Below are 2,051 nucleotides of genomic sequence, written 5' to 3' on the forward strand. Positions count from 1 at the left end.
ACGACGGCCCCCGCCTCCGGTCACCCTCCACCGCACCGCCCGGCGGGCGCGGGGTGGCGCAGTGGTGCCCCGCGCAACCACCTCGCCGCTTCGGCCGGAGCCGACCGACTCACAGCCGCAAGGCCTGCTCCGTTGCCCTGGAGAGCGACCCCCACGAGCGCGGGGCCGACGCAGAGCAGCCGTTCTGCGAGTTCCGCGACAGGGAGCAACCCCCGCGAGCGCGGGGCCGACGTCGGCCCGGCGGTGCAGCGGGTCGAGCCGCTGGAGTAACCCCCGCGAGCGCGAGGCCGACGCCTCCGGCAGGTCCAGCCCGTATCCGCCGGCGGAGCAACCCCCGCGAGCGCGGGGCCGACGGCTACCGCGACCGGGACGGTGACACCTGGCGGGAGCAACCCCCGCGAGCGCGGGGCCGACTGGACGTCCAGGCGGCGGGGCGTCGTGACCTTGGAGCAACCCCCGCGAGCGCGGGGCCGACTTGGTGTACCCGGCGTAGCTCCAGCCGTAGGCGGAGCAACCCCCGCGAGCGCGGGGCCGACGGCGCTTCACTGCTCGGGGTGCCGACATGCCTGTTGGATCAGCTGTCGGCCAGTACTTCACCCAGTTCGTTGCGTGCGCGACCGTCGAGCTTCTCGTGCAGAAGCGATGCGCGTGACCGAATCAGCCCTTCCCGGTATCCGCTTGGCAGCCTTTCCCACACACCAACCGCCATCGCGGACGCCCCGGCGTGGTCGCCTTCGACCCGCAGGCACGCGGCGGTGTCCATCGCCAAGAGTGCCCGCGTCATGACAGACGGAGAATCGGTCAGCCTCAAGGCCTCTTCCTGGGCGGAGTAGGCGTTGCTGGAGTCGCCGAGCAGGGTGTACGCCTGCGAGAGGTGCACGAAGTGCTTCTGTTCGGGGTAGCCGAACCAGGTGTCGGCCGACTCGGCTCCGTCCAGGCGCTCCGCGAGGGTACGGACGTCGTCTACTGCTCGTGAAGCTCCATCCGAGTCGCCTGAGGCAGCCAGGGCGCGGGCGGTAACTGCGGCTGCCAGAGCGCCGGCCGCCGTCGGGCCATCGCCGGCCTCGAACCGTGCACGCTCGGCGATCCGGGCCGCCGCCTCGGGGGCACCGTAGTTGAGCGGCACCATGGCGTGCCGAGCCAGAACCCAAGCGAGCATCCGCTGATCGCTCGATTCCCGTGCGGCTCGTTCGGCGGTGGCGAACCACTGGAACGCGCTGCGCTGATCGCCGCGGTCGTGCTGGACAATGGCGACCAGGCCCGTGATTCCCGCAGCCGTTCGGGCAAGGTCCGCGCGGGCTCGTGCGGGGTGTGGGCGATTGAGGACATCCTGGAGAAGGTCGAGGTCGGCCAGCATTTCAGCGAGGACTCTGTCCGGCGATCGTCCCCGGTAGCCGCCCCGGTGCCGCTCGAAGGCCGCTTCCAGGTAGGCGAGGTCCCCGTCTCCGGACGGGGTGAGCGCCGACTCGATTCCAACGCGCGCCTGAGCGATGCCAGGCAGCACCACGGCGCCGGCCGCCGCGGCTACGCCCGTCCCTATGAACTTCCGCCGGTTCACCCTGTCCTCCGTCCCGTGCTCACGTCGATACTGCCGAGAGCGGGCAACGGCCTCGGCCACCTGGTCCACTGGAAGACCGTAGGCGTCGGCGATGCCTTGAAGCGAGGGCCGTCGCGGAACCCTCTTCTCCGTTTCCCAGTTCTTGACCGTGTCCGGGCTGCACCATTCGCCGGTTGCTTCTCCGATCGCGGCGGCCTGGTCCTCCCGCGTCAGCCCAGTTCGCTCCCGGCTCTTGCGCAGCAACTCGCCGATCCCGTTTGGGGTGACGGTCACTAGCTCCCCCTCGCTCGTAGGTGACGAGAGCTCAATTGTGGCGCAGAAAACGGCCCCGGGGCCGTTTCAACGGCCCTGCGCTTGACCCTCTTCTACGGCATGCCCACGACGTTGACTGGCTAACAGCTGTTTCGCAGCAAAGAGCCAGACACCACGGCCCTGGAACCTGCGGACCAGCCAGGCCTGCGGGTTCCCAGCCATTCGCCCCCGGACGAGCTGG

The 2,051-nt window shown here is 70.4% G+C and carries 1 protein-coding gene and 1 CRISPR repeat array; the gene reads right to left on the reverse strand.

The annotated features are described in order from the left end of the window. Positions 1-141: 141 nt before the first annotated feature. Positions 142-536: a CRISPR direct-repeat array (repeat unit 29 nt; unit sequence GGAGCAACCCCCGCGAGCGCGGGGCCGAC). 38 nt (positions 537-574) lie between these two features. Further along, on the reverse strand, positions 575-1,831 hold the full coding sequence (locus J0670_RS36665; RefSeq protein WP_307806860.1) for a helix-turn-helix transcriptional regulator: 1,257 nt from the start codon (positions 1,829-1,831) through the stop codon (positions 575-577). Between the last annotated feature and the right edge of the window lie 220 nt (positions 1,832-2,051).

This window comes from Streptomyces sp. FH025 (assembly GCF_017427025.1).
Lineage (GTDB): Bacteria > Actinomycetota > Actinomycetes > Streptomycetales > Streptomycetaceae > Kitasatospora.